9 protein-coding genes are annotated in these 17,998 nt (G+C 64.4%); 3 read left to right on the top strand and 6 right to left on the bottom strand.

The window, feature by feature from the left end; translation table 11 throughout:
• Nucleotides 1–49 precede the first annotated feature (49 nt).
• On the bottom strand, nucleotides 50–1,309 hold the full coding sequence (locus BUB76_RS11575; protein ID WP_073128944.1) for an ABC transporter substrate-binding protein: 1,260 nt from the start codon (nucleotides 1,307–1,309) through the stop codon (nucleotides 50–52).
• Nucleotides 1,310–1,431: 122 nt separating this feature from the next.
• Nucleotides 1,432–2,454 carry a LacI family DNA-binding transcriptional regulator gene (locus tag BUB76_RS11570; RefSeq protein WP_073128943.1) on the bottom strand — a complete coding sequence of 341 codons (1,023 nt, stop codon included), beginning with the start codon at nucleotides 2,452–2,454 and terminating at the stop codon, nucleotides 1,432–1,434.
• Between the two features lie 506 nt (nucleotides 2,455–2,960).
• Between BUB76_RS11570 and BUB76_RS11565 the strand changes: the two genes are divergently transcribed.
• Nucleotides 2,961–7,421: a calcium-binding protein gene (locus tag BUB76_RS11565; RefSeq protein WP_073128942.1), complete on the top strand. Its 4,461-nt coding sequence runs from the start codon at nucleotides 2,961–2,963 to the stop codon at nucleotides 7,419–7,421.
• A gap of 249 nt (nucleotides 7,422–7,670) precedes the next feature.
• On the opposite strand, the gene BUB76_RS18270 is transcribed toward BUB76_RS11565, so the two are convergent.
• The 3 genes from BUB76_RS18270 to BUB76_RS11555 all read right to left on the bottom strand — a co-directional run bounded on the left by BUB76_RS18270 (nucleotide 7,671) and on the right by BUB76_RS11555 (nucleotide 13,530).
• Nucleotides 7,671–11,870 carry a CHRD domain-containing protein gene (locus tag BUB76_RS18270; protein ID WP_175550306.1) on the bottom strand — a complete coding sequence of 1,400 codons (4,200 nt, stop codon included), beginning with the start codon at nucleotides 11,868–11,870 and terminating at the stop codon, nucleotides 7,671–7,673.
• A gap of 225 nt (nucleotides 11,871–12,095) precedes the next feature.
• Nucleotides 12,096–12,587, bottom strand: a complete 492-nt coding sequence (locus BUB76_RS17670) for a hypothetical protein (protein ID WP_139250856.1) — start codon at nucleotides 12,585–12,587, stop codon at nucleotides 12,096–12,098.
• A 322-nt stretch (nucleotides 12,588–12,909) separates the two neighbouring features.
• Nucleotides 12,910–13,530: a TetR/AcrR family transcriptional regulator gene (locus BUB76_RS11555; RefSeq protein WP_236737907.1), complete on the bottom strand. Its 621-nt coding sequence runs from the start codon at nucleotides 13,528–13,530 to the stop codon at nucleotides 12,910–12,912.
• Nucleotides 13,531–13,704: 174 nt separating this feature from the next.
• Between BUB76_RS11555 and BUB76_RS11550 the strand changes: the two genes are divergently transcribed.
• Both BUB76_RS11550 and BUB76_RS11545 read left to right on the top strand, forming a co-directional pair.
• Nucleotides 13,705–14,568 (top strand): shikimate dehydrogenase, encoded by an 864-nt coding sequence (locus tag BUB76_RS11550; protein WP_073128939.1) that lies wholly within the window; start codon nucleotides 13,705–13,707, stop codon nucleotides 14,566–14,568.
• The gene (locus BUB76_RS11545) at nucleotides 14,565–16,457 is read left to right on the top strand and encodes a bifunctional sugar phosphate isomerase/epimerase/4-hydroxyphenylpyruvate dioxygenase family protein (protein WP_073128938.1); all 1,893 of its coding nucleotides are present in this window, start codon (nucleotides 14,565–14,567) and stop codon (nucleotides 16,455–16,457) included. The genes BUB76_RS11550 and BUB76_RS11545 overlap by 4 nt, the downstream gene beginning before the upstream one ends.
• Before the next feature lie 1,007 nt (nucleotides 16,458–17,464).
• Here BUB76_RS11545 and BUB76_RS18165 read toward each other — a convergent pair.
• Nucleotides 17,465–17,860, bottom strand: a complete 396-nt coding sequence (locus BUB76_RS18165; RefSeq protein WP_236737908.1) for a calcium-binding protein — start codon at nucleotides 17,858–17,860, stop codon at nucleotides 17,465–17,467.
• Between the last annotated feature and the right edge of the window lie 138 nt (nucleotides 17,861–17,998).

The following is a 17,998-nucleotide window of genomic DNA, read 5'->3' as shown; positions in this document are numbered from 1 at the left end:
GCGATGGCGGCGCGCGCCGGTCAGGGACGCGCGCCGATCCGGGTTTCGCTCAGCGGAAGTCCCAGGCTTCCTGCACGCGCGCGGCGGCCTCTTCGGGCGTCGTCGCACCGGCCACAAGATCGGCCGACACGTCGTTCACCGTCGCACCGACCGAGGCGCCCAGGTACTGGTCGAGGAACACCTGGTGGTAGTCCGACTGCGCGATGTCCTTGGCAACCTGCTGGAAGAACGGATTTTCCAGCGCTTCGCCGGCGCCCTTCACGATCGGGATGAAGATCCCGCGCTCGGCCACCTCCTGCTGGTTGTCGAAGTTCAGCAGGTAGGCCAGGAAATCAATCGCTTGATCCGACGCGCCGTTGGCGGCGGCCCAGCCGTTGATGCCGCCCAGCGTGGCATTCTCGCCGCCCGGGTTCACCGGATCGCTGAGGCTGGGGAAGCTGATGATGTCCAGCTGATCGTCCGACAGGCCTTCGCCGTCCGACGAGCGGCCGCGCATGGGCAGGTAATCCCAGTCGCCCATCAGGTGAAAGGCCCCCTCGCCGTCGGCGAACATGCCGGACGCGGTCTCGTAGGTCGTGGCGATGACGCCGGGCTGGAACGGCTCCATCTCGATGAGCTTCTGGAACTCCTCGCCCGCGGCGACGAATGCCTCGCTCTCGAAGGTGGTATCGCCCCCCTCCATGGCGTCGGTGACGATGTTGGGCCCGCCCTCACGCAGCGCCAGGTAGCTCCAGTAGAAGTGCACGGGCCACTTGTCCTGGCCGCCCGCGATGATCGGCGTGATGCCGGCGTCCTTCAGCGTCTGCACCGCGCCCAGGAAATCGTCCCACGTCTCGATGGATGCGTGATCGACACCCGCCTGCTCGGTCAGGTCGGTGTTCACCCAGAACACGACCTCGGTCGCGTAGAGCGGCAGGCCGTAAAGCTCGCCATCGACGGAGAACGCGTTCAGACCCGACTCGGGGAACGTGTCCAGGGCCTCTTGCGGGACAGCATCGCCGATGGGCCGCAGGAAGCCCGCCTCGGCCTGCTCGCGCAGGGTCTCTCCACCCCAGGAATAGAACAGGTCCGGCCGCGCGTCGGATTGCAGCAGCGTCGGCAGCTTCGACTTGTAAGCTTCGTTCGCGATGTACTCGAAAACCACGTCGACATCCGGGTTTTCGGCCTCGTAGGCTGCCTCGACATCGGCGTAGAACTGCTGCTCCTCGTCGCTGGGCTGCACGCGCAGGATGTTGACCTCGGTCTGCTGGGCATGGGCCGCACCGGCGGCCAGCACCACGGCACAGGCTGTGGTTGCGTAAAGTTTCATGTTTTCTCCTCCCTGACGCGCCCGCTTGAGCGGGTCGCTGTTTTGACGAACGTACATCATATTTCGTCACATGAAAGAGGGATTTCCCGGGCTCAACCCAGAATGGCGCCAAGTCGCCGGAATCAGGGAAGATTGTCTCTCAGGAAGATCTCGATCCCGACGCGATTCTCGTCACGGTGGAACGATTTGCCATTCGACATGGCGACCAGCGTGCGGATCGCGCTGCGGGCTTCGCGGGCCGGATCCTGCCGGATGACCGCGTCGATCTTGCCCGACAGCAGCCAACCGCGGGAATATTCGGTCAGCTCGTGCAGGACCGTCGGCGGGCTCCGCTCCAGCCGGTCGATGGCCGCGACCACGCCCCTGTTGCCCGCGCCAAGGCTGTAGATCCCGACGATGTCGTCGTGTTGCGCCAGGGTCTCGGACAACAGCCGCTCGGCCGTTTCGGCATCATCCAGCGCCTCGAGCGCGGGCAGCGCGACCAGGTGCGGGAAGTCGGCCGAAAGGACCTGCTGGAAGCCCAGGTAGCGCTCGGCGTGGTCCTGGAGAACCGTCGATCCGGCGACCACGGCGATGTGGCCCGCAGCGCGCCCGCAGAACCGCCCCAGAAGGCTCGCAGCGGTACGCCCCGCCCATATATTGTTGATTCCGACGAAATGCTCGCGCAGCTCGGACGGCAGGTCCGACACCAGCGTCACCACCGGCACGCCATGGGCGCGCAGGGATCGCACGGCGTCGCGCACGCCCGGCGTGTCGACGGCGACGAGGGCGACACCGCTGACGCTGCCGGGATCGATCTGCTTCAGCGCGGACTGAAGCGCCTCCGCATCGAAGGGCGGCAGGGTGCGGACCTCGATATCGACGCTGTCGGCCGCGAATTGCTGGCCGTAATCGCCGACCTCGGCCTCGAGCATCCGCATGAAGGTGTTCTGGCCGCCCGGCAATAGGAACAGGAACCGGAAATCGCGCTTGCGCGCCAGGTTCGCGGCGGCCGCGTTGCGCACGTAGTTCAAGGCGCGCATGGCGTCCTCGACCCGGTCGCGCGTTCCCGGCCGAACCGTTTCCCGGCCGTTCAGGACCCGGTCCACGGTGGAAAGACTTACGCCAGCGACCCGCGCCACGTCGTGAATTGTTGCCCGGCCCATCGCACGCCTCCTGACGAACCTGTGTCACCCGAACTGTCGCAAATCAAGAAAAACGCGGCAAAGAAAATGGCCGAGACAGGCCGTGTCGGCGATCTGGCGCGGCGTGTGGCCCGCCCCACCCCTGCGCGAATGGGATATATCACATGCCTCAGGGAGGCGGGACCGGAAACGCCGAATCTGCGCACTGCCCTGCCCGAAAAGATCGGATCAATTCGAATGATTTCCGGCGGCGAGACTTGCCTCCTGCGGGCAATTCTGGGCCCCGCCTGACGCGGCAACTGGCAGAAAAAAACTTGCCCTGCGGCAATCGGGCGGCAACCCTGAGTGAAAGGCCGTCGATTCGACGCGTGCCTTTTAAGTTATTCAAATCGGAGAATTTCTAGATGGCCGACGATTATTCCAACGACATTGCCACGACCGGCCAACTGACCGTGAATGAAGCGCTTACAGCTTCGGTCGACGCGACAGGCGATCAGGATTGATTTGCCGTCGAGCTTCAGGCCGGCGTGCAGTATCGTATCGACGCGACCGGGGCTTTGTCGTCCGACGGCACGGTGAACGACCCCCATCTCGGCGGGATCTTCGATGCCGCGGGATCCGAGGTCGTGGGTGCCAATTACAGCGGCGGACTGGGGCGCGAGGCACGGCTGTGGTTCACCCCTGAGACGAGCGGGACCTATTTCGTGTCGGCCGGCGTGGCAGAGGGCGTCTCACCGAGAGACGGCGAAAGCACCTACCAGATCCGTGTCGCGGACGCCGACGGCTGGGACGACGCGCCCAGCGACGCGACGAGCGCGGTGCGCCTCGACCCGACGGAGCCTGGAAGCGTTTTCCAGGGGGAAATCGACGAACGGAACGACATCGACTGGATCGGCGTGGATGCAACGCCCGGGGTCGTCTACCGCTTCACGATGGACGGCGGAGCGGGAATCCCGTCCGGGCGCCTCGATCCCCGGCTCGACGGCATTTTCGCCAGTGACGGCACAATGCTGGCCCCGGCGAGCTCGGGGACGACCGCCTCTGCCCAGGGCTACGCCTTCGTGACCAGTGCCCAGACCGTGTTTGCCGGCGCGGCCTCGGAAGGCGACGTGCGCGACGGCCTTTACACCATGAGCGTCGACACCGAGGGCTTCATCCGGCTTGGCGTCGGACGCGAAGGGTTCGGCACGATCAACCACACGGGCGATCTCGATTTCTTCCAGCTGCAACTGACCGCCGGCCAGGAATACCGCATCGACGCGGTCGGCGTGACGGCGCGTGACGCGCATATCGGTGGCATCTACGGCCCCGACGGGTCCTTGCTGCCCGGGACCGAGAACTATTCGGGCGGCCTTGGCCGCGATGCGCGTATCTGGTTCACGCCCGAGGCCGACGGGCTCTATACCGTTGCCGCCGGTGCGGCGCCCGGCGTCTCGGGCGATATCGGTGGCCGCTACCGTCTGACGGTGCGGGACGAATGGGACAGCGTGGGGACCACCCCCGGCACCGCCGGCACCGCGGAACTGGGCGCCCCCTACACCGGGTCGCTGGACGGCAGCCGCGACGTCGACTGGGTCGGCATCGCGATGAACGGCGGCAGCACCTATCGCGTCACCCTGGCCGGCGGGCAAAGCACGCGCGGCGATAACCTGGTCGATGTGCGCATCGACGGGATCTACGACGAGAACGGCACACGGCTTGCAGACACCATCAGCGGCAGCGGTGCCTCGGCCACGGCGCTGTTCGAGGCGCCCGGAACGGGCATTTACTACGTCGCCGCCGGATCGGAGGGCGAGACCCGCGATGGCCAGTTCGACCTGACCGTGTCGGAGGAGACGGTGAACCGTCTCGCGGTTGGCCAGAGCGCCGGTGGCACCATCGACGCCGCCGGCGATCAGGATCTCTTCACGCTGTCATTGACCGGCGGAACGGCCTACCGCATCGACGTGACGGGCATTTTCGACAGCCATATCGGCGGCATCTACGGGCCCGACGGCGCGCTGATCGCCGGCACGACGAACTTCTCGGGCGGCATCGGGCGCGACGCGCGGCTGTGGTTCGTGCCCGAAGAAGACGGTGAATATATCCTGTCGGTGGGCGTCGCGCCCGGCCTGGCCGCCGATGTCGGTCGCCGCTACGAGGTCAGCGTCGACGACAGTTGGGACGACAGCGCCGAGGACCCGGCCGGCGCCGCGGCGATCGAGCTGGGGTCGACCTACGACGGCGAGATCGACGATGACAACGATGTCGACTGGATCGGCGTGCTACTGGAGGCCGGAACGCTCTACGAGGCCACCGCCGAGGGCATCGACAGCACCCGGTCCGTCGGATCCCGCGTTCTGCCCCTGAATACGCAGATCGAGGGCATCTACGACGTGAACGGCGTCCGCGTGGCCGACGCGGCGTCGGGCGACGACAGCACGGCATCGCAGATCTACCTGCCGACGCAGACCGGCACCTACTATGTTGCCGTCGCGGCCGAAGGCGAGGCCGACAACGGCAACTACCGCCTGAGCGTGGCGCCCGCCGCCACGGCCACGCTCACGCTGGGCCAGCCCAATGCCACCTACATCTTCGAGCCCGGCGGTCAGCGCTGGTACGAGGCCGAGATGGAGGCCGGCACGCGGTATCGCATCGACTCGGTGGGCGGTGCCGACGCGCATATCGGCGGAATCATCGGACCCGACGGGGCGGTGGTACCGGGGACCGAGAATTTCTCGGGCGGGATCGGGCGCGACGCGCGCCTGTTCTTCACCCCCGAGACGGACGGCACATACTACGTGTCCGCGGGCGCGAACCCCAACCTCGAGAGTCTCGGGCGCAGATCCTACACGATCGAGGTCGATGACGATTACGACGATTTCGCGGACGATGCGACGACCACCGGCACACTTGCTCCCAATGGCGCCCTGCTCAACGGGGCTCTGGACGAGGCGGGCGATGTCGACTGGATCGCGGTGGACGTGACGGCAGGCGGCGCCTACCAGTTGCGGATCGCGGGTGGCAGCAGCACAGCTTCGGACGCCGACGGCAACATCCTGCCCGTGGACCCGGCCCTGGGGGGCGTCTTCGCGGGCGACGGCACGCAAGTGATGCCCGGCAGCTCGGGCGAAGGCACCATCGTCGACACCTCTTTCGTCGCGGCCGAGGACGGGACGCTTTACGTGGCGGTGCAGGGCGAAACCGGCCAGGTGTCCGGCAACTACACCGTTCAGCTCTGGCAGGACACAGTGCCCGGCGGGACCGACAGCACCGAGGACCTGGCCCCAGGCCCGACGCTGGGCCGGTTCGAGATCGCGGGTGATCAGGACTGGTATCGCATCACGCTGACCGAGGGCGAGAGCTATGGCTTCGCCGCCGAGTCCAGCGGTGACGCGCCAGCGCGAATCCTGGGCCTTTATGACGCCGACGGAACGCTCGTGCCGGGCACCGACACCGGCGGTCCCCTGCGCGGCGAGGCGCCGGCGGCGGGCGACTACTTCCTGGCTGTGGGGGCGGCCGACCCGGCCCTGACCGGCACCTACAACGTGACCAGTCTTGGCAACGACGAGTTCTCCGCGTCTCCGGCCTTGGCCGGGACCATCGATGTAAACGGGTTCGCTACTGGCAGGGTCAGTCCCGCCCGCGATCGAGACTGGTTCGCTGTGGATCTACAGGCAGGACAAAGCTACCGGGTCGATCTCGAAGGCTACAGGACGTCCGGAGGGACACTCTACGATCCTTACCTTTACGGCCTTTTCGACGACGAGGGTCTCTACCTGGGCTTTAATAACGACGACGGCGGATATAGCCTCAATAGCCGTACCTCCATGACCGTGGCAGAAGATGGAAGATACTATCTTGCTGCCGGCGGATACGGTTCCTTTCAGGGCACTTACACTCTGACCGTGACCGACCTCGCGGACGATCACGGCGACGACAATGCCACCGCGACCATCCTGGCGCCCGATGAGCCTATCTCAGGCTACATTGGCGGGGTCGGATCCGTCCGGGATCTGGACCGGTTCGCGCTGGACGTCGAAGCCGGGGAAACCTATCTGCTGATGCTGTCACCCGCGGAGGACCTCTACGGCCTGCTTTATCCTCAGTTGCGGCTCTTCACGGACGACACCCCGGGCGCCCTTGACTACGACGGACGGCTTCGAGATGCGGAGCTCGAGTTCACCGTGCAGGAGGACACCACCTATTTCGCCGAGGTCGCGGATCGTTTCAGAACCCAGGGAGATGGCGGCCACTTCACCCTGGTGCTGGAACAGCAGGTCTTTCTCACGGGGACCGAGGATGCCGATTGGCTCACCCTGCCCCAGGACGGACGGTTCATCGGTGCGGACGGGTTGGGCGGCAACGACATGATGTCCTTCGCCGGGCTTGCCACCGGAATCATGGTCGACCTAGGGGCCGGAACGGTCGCCGGCGGTGGCGCGGCGCTGCGGCCCGGGGTCCTGGCGCTGGACAACATCGAGTCCGTCACCGGCACCAGTTACGACGATATCTTCCGGGGCAGCGACGGTGCCGACCGTGTTCGGGCGTTGGGCGGTCGCGACATGATATTCGGCTCGGCCGGGCGCGACAGGATCGACGGCGGCACCTCGAACGACACCCTCACCTATATGGGGTCGGAAGAAGGCGTCTCGGTCTCGCTCTTCCGCGGGCGCGGCTACGCGGGCGACGCGGCGGGCGACCAGATCGAGAATGTCGAGAACCTGACCGGATCCTTCCAGGACGACATGATCTGGGGGGACAATGCGGTCAACAGGCTCGACGGCGGGTATGGCGACGACACGATCGTCGGCGCCGGCGGAGACGACTATATCCTGGCCGGGTTCGGCACGGACGTGATCGTCTTCTCGGGCAATCGCGACGAGTACGCCATCACCCGGGACGGGATCCGCACCGAGGTGGAGCACCTGAATGACGGTGTCGACGGCACCGACATCATCGGCCATGCCGAGGTGCTGCGCTTCGCCGACGGGGACTTCGTCCTCTAGGCGCGGGCAGCGTGAGACAGCCGATGCATCCCGGGCGGGTGCGTCGGCTTGCCGGACCGCGCCTGAACCGTGCCGTCAGGCGACGTTGATCCGTCGCTGCCGTCAGGCGAATGCGAACCCGGCCCGTCCCGGAAAGACCGGCAGCCTCTTGCGTGGCCCGCCGCCTGAACGGCGGTCCGTCCCGAAGACGGCGCCCGGCGGAGTGCACAAGCCCGGCGATCGGCGCATTCCAGAAGGGCTCCCCTGCCCTTACACGATCGTCTGCTCCCAGATATTGGCCGTGGCGTCGTCGAACTGGAAGTACTCGACGTTGGTCAGCGTGTCGGTGTAGCCGCGGCCGGTGATGGTCACGTCGGTGGCCGAGGTGCGGGTGATCGTGTACTCCGACAGCGTGCCGTCGTAGAGCGCGTAGTCCGACGCCGCGCCGCCGTCGATATAGTCGTTGCCCTCGCCGCCCTCGATGTAGTCGATCCCGCCGTAGCCGTAGAGGAAATCGTCGTCGCCCAGCCCGGCGAGCTGGTTGCGCTCGGAGTTCCCCTCGAGCCGGTCGCGATGCTGCGTGCCCACCAGGTTCTCGATCTCGAAATAGAGGTCGCGGATCGCGTCCCCGCCCGAACCGTAGCCCGTCTCCTGGCCGTTGAACTCCCCCGCGCCGTTGCGCAGCGACGCGATGACGCCGGTGGACGACTGGAAATAGGTGACCGTGTCGATCCCCTCGCCGCCGTAGTAGCGCTCGCGCCCGCCGGTGGAGCCCACGAACCAGTCGTAGCCCCCCAGCCCGCGGAAGTCGTTCTGGTTCGCGTCCCCGTAGAACACGTCCTGGTAGGACGAGCCGGTGACCCGCTCGATGCTGGTCATGTCCAGCCCGGCGGCATAGCCGGTGGCGCTGGCGGGGTTGGCAAGGTCGAGAAGGATCCCCCCGACCGCGGCCGGCGCGGGCGGCGCGCCCGCGTCCGAGAAGATGTCGAGCACCACCGGCGCGCCGCTGCCGCCCCATTCCAGGAAGGTGATCATGTCCTGGCCGTTGCCGCCGTCGATCGTGTCCTGGCCGTCCGTGGCGATGAACCAGTCGTAGTCGCCGAGGCCGCGCAGCTCGTCGTAGCCGTCAGACCCGCGCATGACGTCCGCGAAGATCGTGCCGGTGGCCCGCTCGAAATTGGTGATCTGGTCCACCTCGCCGCCGAAGATCTCGGCCGTGCCGGCGCCGAGGTCCAGGTCGAGCATGAGGGCGACGCCGCGTCCGGGATTCGCCGGCAGGTCGGAATAGGAGACCATGTCGCGCCCGGCGCCGCCATCGACGGTATCGATGCCGGTTCCCGGAACGATCCAGTCGAAGCCGTCCCCTCCCGAGATATCGTCCGCGCCATCCTTGCCGGTCATGAAATCATTGCCGGCATCCCCCTCGAGGACATCGTCGCCCGATTGACCGTCGAGCGTGTCGTTACCGTCGCCGCCGGTCAGCGAGTCGTTATCCCCGCCCCCGTCGATTTCGTCTTCGCCCGCCTGCCCGTCGAGCGTGTCGTTGCCGCCAAGGCCCAGGAGGGTGTCATCGCCGGCCGTCCCGGTGACGCTGTTCGGGGTGTCATCCGCCGCGGACACGATCTGTCCCCGGATCTCGCCGCCGGTGAACGCGGTCGTGTGGATGTTGAAGTAAAGGTCCAGCTCGGTGCCCGGCGCGGCGGTGCCGAAGGTTGGTGCAAACGGCGCGATATTCTCGTCGGCATCCCAAACCCCGCTCAGGGTCCAGGAGCCGTCCGGGTTCAGCGTGGCCGTCAGATCGTCTTCCACGAGGAAGTTGAAGACGACGGCGCCATTGGTGCCTCTCGGCGCGTTGTGGATATGCGCGACCAGGACATCATCGGCCGTGTCGGCCGTCTGTCGGGTGGGAAAGCCCGAAACCGTCGTTCCGAAGTCCAGCCCGGACACCGTCAGCCGGTAGGCCAGTTCCCCGGTGCCGGGATCGTAGACGCCAAGGCCCGTACCGGTCGCCGCGGAGCCCGTTCCCGCGCCCGCATTCGCCTGACCTCCATCCAACGCGAACCGGTACACACGTTCGACCGGGTCCGACATGGCGGCCACGTCCCCGTAGCTCATCATGCGGTCGGAGAACTGGAACATCTCGACGTCGTTATGGACGACATCGACGCCGTCGGCGGACGTGATCTGCAATCCATCGGGAACATGTACGACCGTTGCATCCGCGCTCAGCACCGAGAACTCGGCCGTGTCCGTGCCATCGCCGCCCGACATCGTGTCGTCGCCCGCACCACCCTGCAAGAAGTCCTGCCCCGCGTCGCCGGTGATCACATCGTCATCGTCGCCGCCGAGAACCGAGTCGTTCCCGGTTCCCCCCGCCAACGTATCCGTGCCCGACCCACCCGAAACGGTATCGTCGCCCGAATGGCCGTTCAGAAGATCGTCGTCCGCGCCCCCGAAAAGAAAGTCGGGCCCCGCGAACCCGTCGAGCGTGTCGTTGCCGTCTGCCCCCAGAAGACGGTCGGGCCGGTCCGCGCCGACCAGGTGGTTGTGCTCGGCATTGCCCGTCAGATTGTTCCGCCCGCCGCTGCCGATGACCGATTCAACGTTGAGCACGGTCTCTGTCACACTGGGGTCGGCATTGAAGTAGACCACGCCTGTTTCCAGGCTGAGCGTCGTGTCGCCGTTGTAAAAGGCGTATGAGACTTCATCGGTGCCGTCGCCCCCATCGAGCGTGTCGTAACCGAATCCGCCGTCCAAACTATCGTTGCCGGCACCGCCCAGAAGGATGTCGTTCCCGCCGTCACCTTTCAGACGATCGTTGCCCGCATCACCGGACAGGGCGTCATTCCCGTCCCCGCCGTGCAGCGAGTCCTGGCCGTCACCGCCCAGGGCGATGTCCCGCCCGGCACCGCCTTCGATAAGATCGTCGCCGACCCCGCCTTCCATGCGGCTTCCACCGCTGGCGCGCAGGGTATCGTTGCCCTCGTGCCCCAGCAGAAAGTTCGTGCCCGCACCGCCGTCGAGCAGATCGTCGCCCAGATCGCCCTTTATGCTGTCGTTGCCGGCGCCGCCCTCGATGGTGTCGTTGCCTTCTCGGCCACGCAACGTGTCGTTTTCGCCGCCGCCCTGGATCAGGTTCGCGCCGGAGTCCCCGAAAAGAAGATCCTTCCCCTCGGTGCCCGACAACGAGCCGTCGTCGCCCGGCGTTCGATCCTCGATCCCGCTGGTCAGTGACCGCAGGAAAGCGGCGAAATCACGGTACGCGTTCACCTCGGTCCCGTCGTCCTGGTACGTGACACCAAGACGTTCGAGAAGCTCGTACCGTGCTATGACCGACAGGGCGTCTTTCGCGGCGGCCCTTTCGGCAGAGCTGCCCAGGTTGAACGATTCAATCTCCTGGTCCATCGTATCGTCGACGAATTGAGGCAGATCCGACGCATCGACCGTGAGCATGACGTCGGCGATCGTCGCGAAATACCCGCCGCCGCCTTGCGGATTGAGGAAGGCGTAATTCGCATCCCCGTTCCCCGTTATCTGTCGAGCCTCGTAGTCCAGATTGATAACGCCACGCTCGATGGCATCCGTGAGCGCTTCGGCAGGGTCGCGCTGGTTGGTGGCCCGGAAGCCGCCTTCGCCGCTGAAGCTGGTGGTGACAATGCTGTCGAAGTAGGAATACGTGAAATCGACCTCTTCGGTGATGCCATCGAAGCCCGGTTTCAGAGTCGCGACATTGTAGAAATCGCCGGTCATCGTCGCACTGCCCTGACCTTCAGGGGGAATGCGCTGATACTCGAGCTCCACATTGACGAAGAAGAGGTCCCGGACCAGATCGGCCGTACGTTCGAAGAAGCTGGCCGCGGCATCGAGGCCGACCGTCAGCCTGTCGGCGGCAAGTTCGTCGCGCTCGAAACGCCCTGCGACCTGCATGCGGTACTCGACCGCGTAGGCCAACGCGTTGGCAGTTGAAATGATGATGTCGATGTTGGGTGTATAGCCGTCGGACTCGGTAAGGACGGTGTTGGCGATCCCTGCCAGCTGCTGCAGCAATTCGTCAGCCCGTTCCGTGAAGCCGCGGCCATAGTCGACGAGGTCTTCGGGGGCGACATAGCCGGCTTCTCCGGGTCCGGCGTTGGGATCGTAGCTCGAAAGTTGCGCCCGGTTGGAACTGATCGACGCGACAAGCTGCGACACGTCCACATTGACCAGAAGACCGGTCTGCGCATCTATCTGTTGCTTCAGGTCCTGTGCTACATCGTCGAGCTGCTCGCTCAGGGCGTTCACCGCATCCAGGATGTCGTCCAGTTTCCGGTTTATCTCCTCGTTCGCGGCATCTGTGCCGCCACCGAACACCAGGTTGAAGAAGTCTTCCGGACTGTCCACCTCGCCATTGGCAAGGGCCATGCTCAGATTATAGACGATCCCGACCCCGGTATACACGGACGATGCGATCGTCAGGACGTTACTGCTCAAGCTGAAAGCGGTCATCGGGCTCACCCTCCTTTGGCGTCTGAAAACCAATGGGGAAAGCCGACGCGATTAGGTTGTCCGTGACACTCTACAGACTAAGAAACGAAGATCGACGCTTGATCTGAAGCTTACGTTAGGTTATCGCCGCGCGATTCATTGCGGGTCGACACCCCTGAAAAAGATGCCGCCAAACCGCTCAAGATCTTTTGCACCGGGCCGATGAAAACTTCAGACATCGGTAAATCCATTCTTCAGGCAGCTTACAAATAGATCAGCAAGCAGCTCGATATTTGCGATCGCGTCAGGCGCCGGGTTGGCTCCGGATATTTGAATTTTATAGAATACCGGCTCATCTTTCTTCGTTACGCCACACCGGGTGTGCCCCCATTCGTCATCCTGCTCACATTTAAGAATTGCATCCACCCCATCGACGGTAGGTTCGCCACGAAGCCATGTGGCAGGTCGGCCACCGGCGCTGGGTGTATCAGGGTACGAGTATCGTTTCCAAAACAACCCAAACGTTTCTGGATCGACCACTAAGCCCTCACGATCAATGTATGTAGAACCATCTTCTCTCACCCTTTTCGTAGCCGAGACGGGTAGACGCGCAAGGCGCCCTAGTTGGGAGTAAAGTGGATACCGATCAGCAGCGTTTACAATTATATCAAAGTCCGGATACTTTTCGGGCTCGCCGCCAAATTCAAACATGATGTTTTGCATTGCGCCATCGGAGCGGCCCGGCGGGACACTCGACAACTTGACCCTTGGCCCCTCCGGCCATGTCACGTCTATGGTTCGCGTCGTGCCGGGCTCTCTCGTAACATGGTAAGTACTGACGATCAGCTTACCGCTTTTATATGGCGGTGAAAATTGGGGGTGCACTAGGCATTGATCGCTATTTGGCGAGCCAGAGGCGTAGGCGAAAGAGGCAAGTAGAAGTGATGGAACGAAGGCGTATCGCAACGGAAACATACGGACTCCCAGAAACTTCGTTCCAAACAAATCGGAGATCCCCAAACGCCAATTCACCGCAGGACGCTTTTCACTCATTTTCAGGATCCCTCACTCCCGGTTTGCAGGCGATAGCGAGGATGGCATCGACGGTTTGCCGCCGGATCGCCTCCTGGCCGTCATCCTCGAAGAGCGCATTGCCGAAGATCGCGGAGAAGGTCGGCCGGTTCGAGACATTGAAAAAGCTCGCCGCGCTGATCTGCCAATGCAGAGCCGCCGGGTCGAGCCCTTCGCGAAACACACCGGCGTCCTGTCCGCGCCGGCAGATCTCGGTCAGCTTGTCGATCGCGGCCTCGTTGAGATCCCGGATCACCTGGCTTTCGGCCAGGTGCCTGGCCTTGTGGATGTTCTCGATCATCACCATGCGGATGAAGTCGGGGTTGGCGCGGTGGTGGTCGAAGGTAAAGGCCACCAGGCGCGCCAGCGCCTCCTGCGGCGCGAGATGGTCGAGTTCGAGTTGTGTCTCGCCCTGCCGCACCCTGAGATACGCCGCTTCCAGCGCGCGGGTATAGAGCCCCAGCTTGTCACCAAAATAATAGTAGATCATCCGCTTCGAGGTCTGGGTCCGCGAGGCGATCGTGTCGACCCGCGCGCCCGAAAACCCGTTCTCGGCGAACTCCGCGAGCGCGACGGTCAGGATATCCTGCTGCACCGCCTCGGGGTTCTGCGTCCAACCGCGCCGCTCTGCATCCGTCGTCGATCTCATGGGCCCTTCTATAACGAGGCGGCCCGGGAAAAGGAATGAACCGCGTGGTACATTTTGGCTTGACGAATTGTACCGCGCCGAACATTTTGAAGGCGCAACCTGGTTGGGAGGCCCTGCAGAATGCAACCCGAACCCACGGCTGACCCGGCGGCGACGCCTCGACGCGCGTTCCGGATGGGCCTTGTCGGGCGCGGTATCCAGCTCTCGCGCACGCCCGCCATGCACGAGGCCGAGGCGGCGGCGCTGGGTCTCGCCTGTCGCTACGAGCTGATCGACACCGATACCGGACCTGCGCGCGACCTCCCGGAGATCCTGTCGCGCGCCGAGGCCGAAGGGTTTGCGGGTCTCAACGTGACCTTTCCCTACAAGCAGGAGGTCATGGCCCACCTCGACCACCTCTCGGACGCCGCGCGGCGTGTCGGTGCGGTCAACACGGTCGTATTTCACGAAGGTCAACGGTTCGGGCACAACACGGATTTCTGGGGCTTCAAGGAAAGCCTTCGCGTCGGCCTGCCCGATGCCCCGCTCGACGATGTTCTCCTGATCGGTGCGGGCGGCGCTGGCGGCGCGCTGGCGCATGCGCTGGCCGACGCGGGGGCGGCCCGGATCCGGATCCACGACACGCGGGACGGCGCGGCAGCATCGCTGGCGCGGGGGCTCGCCGTCGCCGAACCTGCCGGGGACTTGGCTGACGCGGCGACGCACGTGTCGGGCATCGTCAACGCGACACCGGTCGGCATGGCAAAACTGCCGGGCATGCCGATCGCGCCGCCGCTTCTGCACGCCCGTCACTGGGTCGCGGACATCATCTATTTCCCGCTCGAGACCGAGCTTCTTCGCACCGCGTCCTCTCTCGGCTGCCGCACACTTGGCGGCGAAGGCATGGCGGTGTTCCAGGCCGTCCGCGCGTTTCAGCTGTTTACCGGTCGGACCGCCGATGCCGACCGGATGCGCGCCACGTTTCGTTCGCTGGGGGCCACATGAGCGGGCTCCGGACGGGCATCGCGACGGTTTCGATCTCGGGCACGCTCGAAGAGAAGATCGAGGCCATCTCGGCCGCCGGCTTCGACGGCATCGAGATCTTCGAGCAGGATTTCATCGCCGACATTCGCAGCCCGAAAATCGTCGGCCAGCGCATCCGCGACGCCGGGCTCGACGTCATGCTGTTCCAGCCCTTCCGCGACTTCGAAGGGTTGCCCGGCCCGATGCGGGCAAAGGCATTCGACCGCGCAGAGCGCAAGTTCGACGTGATGCAGCAACTGGACTGCGATCTGATCCTGATGTGTTCGTCCTGTCATCCGGCGGCCTTGGGGGGCATCGACCGTGCCGCGGACGATTTCGCGGAGCTGGGCGAACGTGCGGCCGCGCGCGGCCTGCGCATCGGCTACGAGGCGCTGGCCTGGGGCAGGCATGTGAGCGACCACCGCGATGCCTGGGAGATCGTCCGCCGCGCCGATCATCCCAATGTCGGCCTCGTGCTCGACAGTTTTCACACGCTGGCGCGCGGGATCGACCCGGACACCATCCGCCGGATCCCGGGCGACAAGGTCTTCTTCGTGCAACTCGCCGACGCGCCCGCCATCGACATGGACCTGCTTTACTGGTCCAGGCACTTCCGCAACATGCCGGGCGAAGGCGATCTGCCCGTCTCCGCCTTCATGCAGGCCGTCATGGCGACCGGGTATGACGGGCCGGTCAGCCTCGAGATCTTCAACGACCAGTTCAGGGGCAGCTCGCCCAAGACCATCGCTCTCGACGGCTACCGCGCGATCATCGCCCTGATGGACGACGTGCGGTCCGCCGAGCCCGAGATCGCCACGCGACTGCCACAGCTTCCGCGCCGCGTCACCGTCCGCGACACGGCGTTCATCGAGTTCGCGGCCCAAGGCGAAGAGTTGGGCAAACTCGAGACGTTGCTCGACACGCTCGGTTTCCGCCGTGCCGCACGACACAAGTTCAAGGCGGTCCGGCTTTGGCAGCAGGGCGATATCCGCATTGTCGTGAACGCCGAAACCGAAGGCCATGCCGGCAGTGCGTGGAACGCCCGCGGCACCACGGTCTGCGATATCGGCCTTGGGGTCGGCTCGGCCGAGGACACGGTCACCCGGGCAACGGCGCTTGGCGCAAAGCCGTTCACCCAGCCGCGCGGTCCGGGCGAATTGCCCATTCCGGCGATCCGGGGCCTTGGCGGCAGCGTTATGCACTTCCTCGACGACGGGGACCTGGCGAATGTCTGGGAGGTCGAGTTCGAAGCCGAGGACGAGCCCGCGTCCGGGGCCGGACTGACCCGTGTCGACCATATCGCCCAGACGATGACCTACGACGAAATGCTGTCCTGGTCGCTGTTCTACACCACGCTGTTCGACATGCAGAAGGCGCCCATGGTCGACGTGATCGACCCGGACGGGCTGGTGCGCAGCCGGGCCATCTCGACGCCTGGGGGCTCGTTCCGCATCACCCTGAACGGAGCTGAAACCCATCGCACGCTGGCCGGATCCTTCCTGGCGGAGGGGTTCGGGGGCTCGGTCCAGCATATCGCACTTGCGACGGACGACATTTTCGCAACGGCCGCGACCCTTCGGGAGCGCGGGTTCGCCGCGCTCGAGATCTCTCGGAACTATTTCGAGGATCTTGCCGCCCGGTTCGATATCACGCCCGAAATGCTCGCCCGGATGCAGGCCGAGAACATTCTCTACGACGCGGACGACACCGGCGAATTCCTGCAGCTCTATTCACGTCCCTTCGCCGGTCAGCTGTTCTTCGAAATCGTGGAGCGGCGCGGCGCCTATGCCGGCTACGGCGCACCCAATGCACCGTTCCGGATCGCGGCGCAGAAAAGACTCCAACGGCCGAAGGGAATGCCGGCGTTCTGACCTGCCCGAGGCAAGGATGACGCGCCTGAGGCGGAGCCCCGTAAAAGGACCCGTTGCTCACGGAACGCTCCTGATTTCTCCGTTGGTGCCCTCCGAGGCTGACCAGGTCAGATCCGGAGACGAAGACGCACCGCTTCTGACGTATGGAAATCGTGCCTGCCCTCTTCGGATAGTGGGGCCTGGTGCGCGACCGGGGCCGCATTGGGCGAGCCCGGACAGGTCCGCACGGACCGGTTCGCAAGCGAAGCTCAGGCCAAGGACGCACGGTTCGCGCTCAACATGCAGAAGGCAAAACGGGGCTACGAGTAGCTGGCCGCGCCTATCCGATGATCATGGAGCGGCCCGAGACCTAGCTGGGAAAGTAGATATCAGGTTTCTCACCGCTAGAACGAGACAGATGCGTTCTGTGGAGGACCGGTTCGTCGGTTTATTCTGATTTTTTCCTGCGGCGCTTGATTTGAAGCATCCGTTATCCTAGTGGTAACAGAGCCTTGAACGCCGAGAAAGACCAATGCGATTATTAAAATTCGAAATAGACCCCGACAAGTAAATATGAAAAAGAAAAAAACAGAGATATGCAACCATAATTAGTCTTATCCTTTTGATCATAGGTTTCTTTAACTTTACCAAAATTGAGAGCGGGCCGATAGCCGCCCGATACCCATTCTACCACCTGGGTATCATTTTGTTTGCAGGTGGCATACTTAAAGAAATATGCGAATTGGTGATGGATTACTATGACCGATAACAATACTTTCGTTAATTTTTCCAGTGCGACACTCGGGAATTTGGGATCGCGGATCCTCTTGCGGCTAGCCTGACCATCCCGGCTGCCTCCAAAGACCGAGTAGACGCCCCGATTGTCGAGTATGGGCTGATCGACCCCGACGGTGGACCTGCGCGCGACCTGCTCTCCCGGGCCAGTCCACTCCTGGCAACGAAGCATGGGCTGCGGGTGCGCAGGTCTTGCCCGGCGCAGATCGGACCCGCCCTGTTGGCGGACACAGTTATCCGATGGGGAGCGACCACAGGCTGATCTGTTGATCGTCGAAACGCAGGTACTCCACGTCGATCAGGTGGTCCGTGCCACCGGCGTGGTCCACCGTGACCTCGTTCGCCGCGTGTCGGCTCAGGGTGTAGTCGGCCATTTCGCCATCGAACAACGCGAAATCCGAACCGTCGCCGCCGTCGATCGTGTCATTGCCATCGCCTCCCTTCAGATAGTCCACGCCGCCATGGCCGAAGATGATATCATCGCCCTCCAGCCCGTTCAGCTGGTTGCGTTCGTTCGATCCGGAAAGGCTGTCGTCGAAGGCTGTTCCGACAAGGTTCTCGATCCCGAAATAGAGGTCGAGCCGCGCATCGCCCGCGGAGCCGAAGCCCGTTTCCTCGCCATCCACCATCGCACCGTTGCTCAGGTTTGCGGCGATGCCGGACGAGGCATTGAAATAGGTCACCGTGTCGCTTCCGCGGCCCCCGAAATAGCGTTCGCGCCCGCCGGTCGAGGACACGAACCAGTCGTAACCGCCGAGGCCCCGGAA

The organism is Palleronia salina, assembly GCF_900141995.1.
In the GTDB taxonomy this organism is placed as follows: Bacteria; Pseudomonadota; Alphaproteobacteria; order Rhodobacterales; family Rhodobacteraceae; genus Palleronia; species Palleronia salina.
Note: the sequence above shows the minus strand (reverse complement) of the source record. Positions and strands in the feature narration are given on the sequence as shown.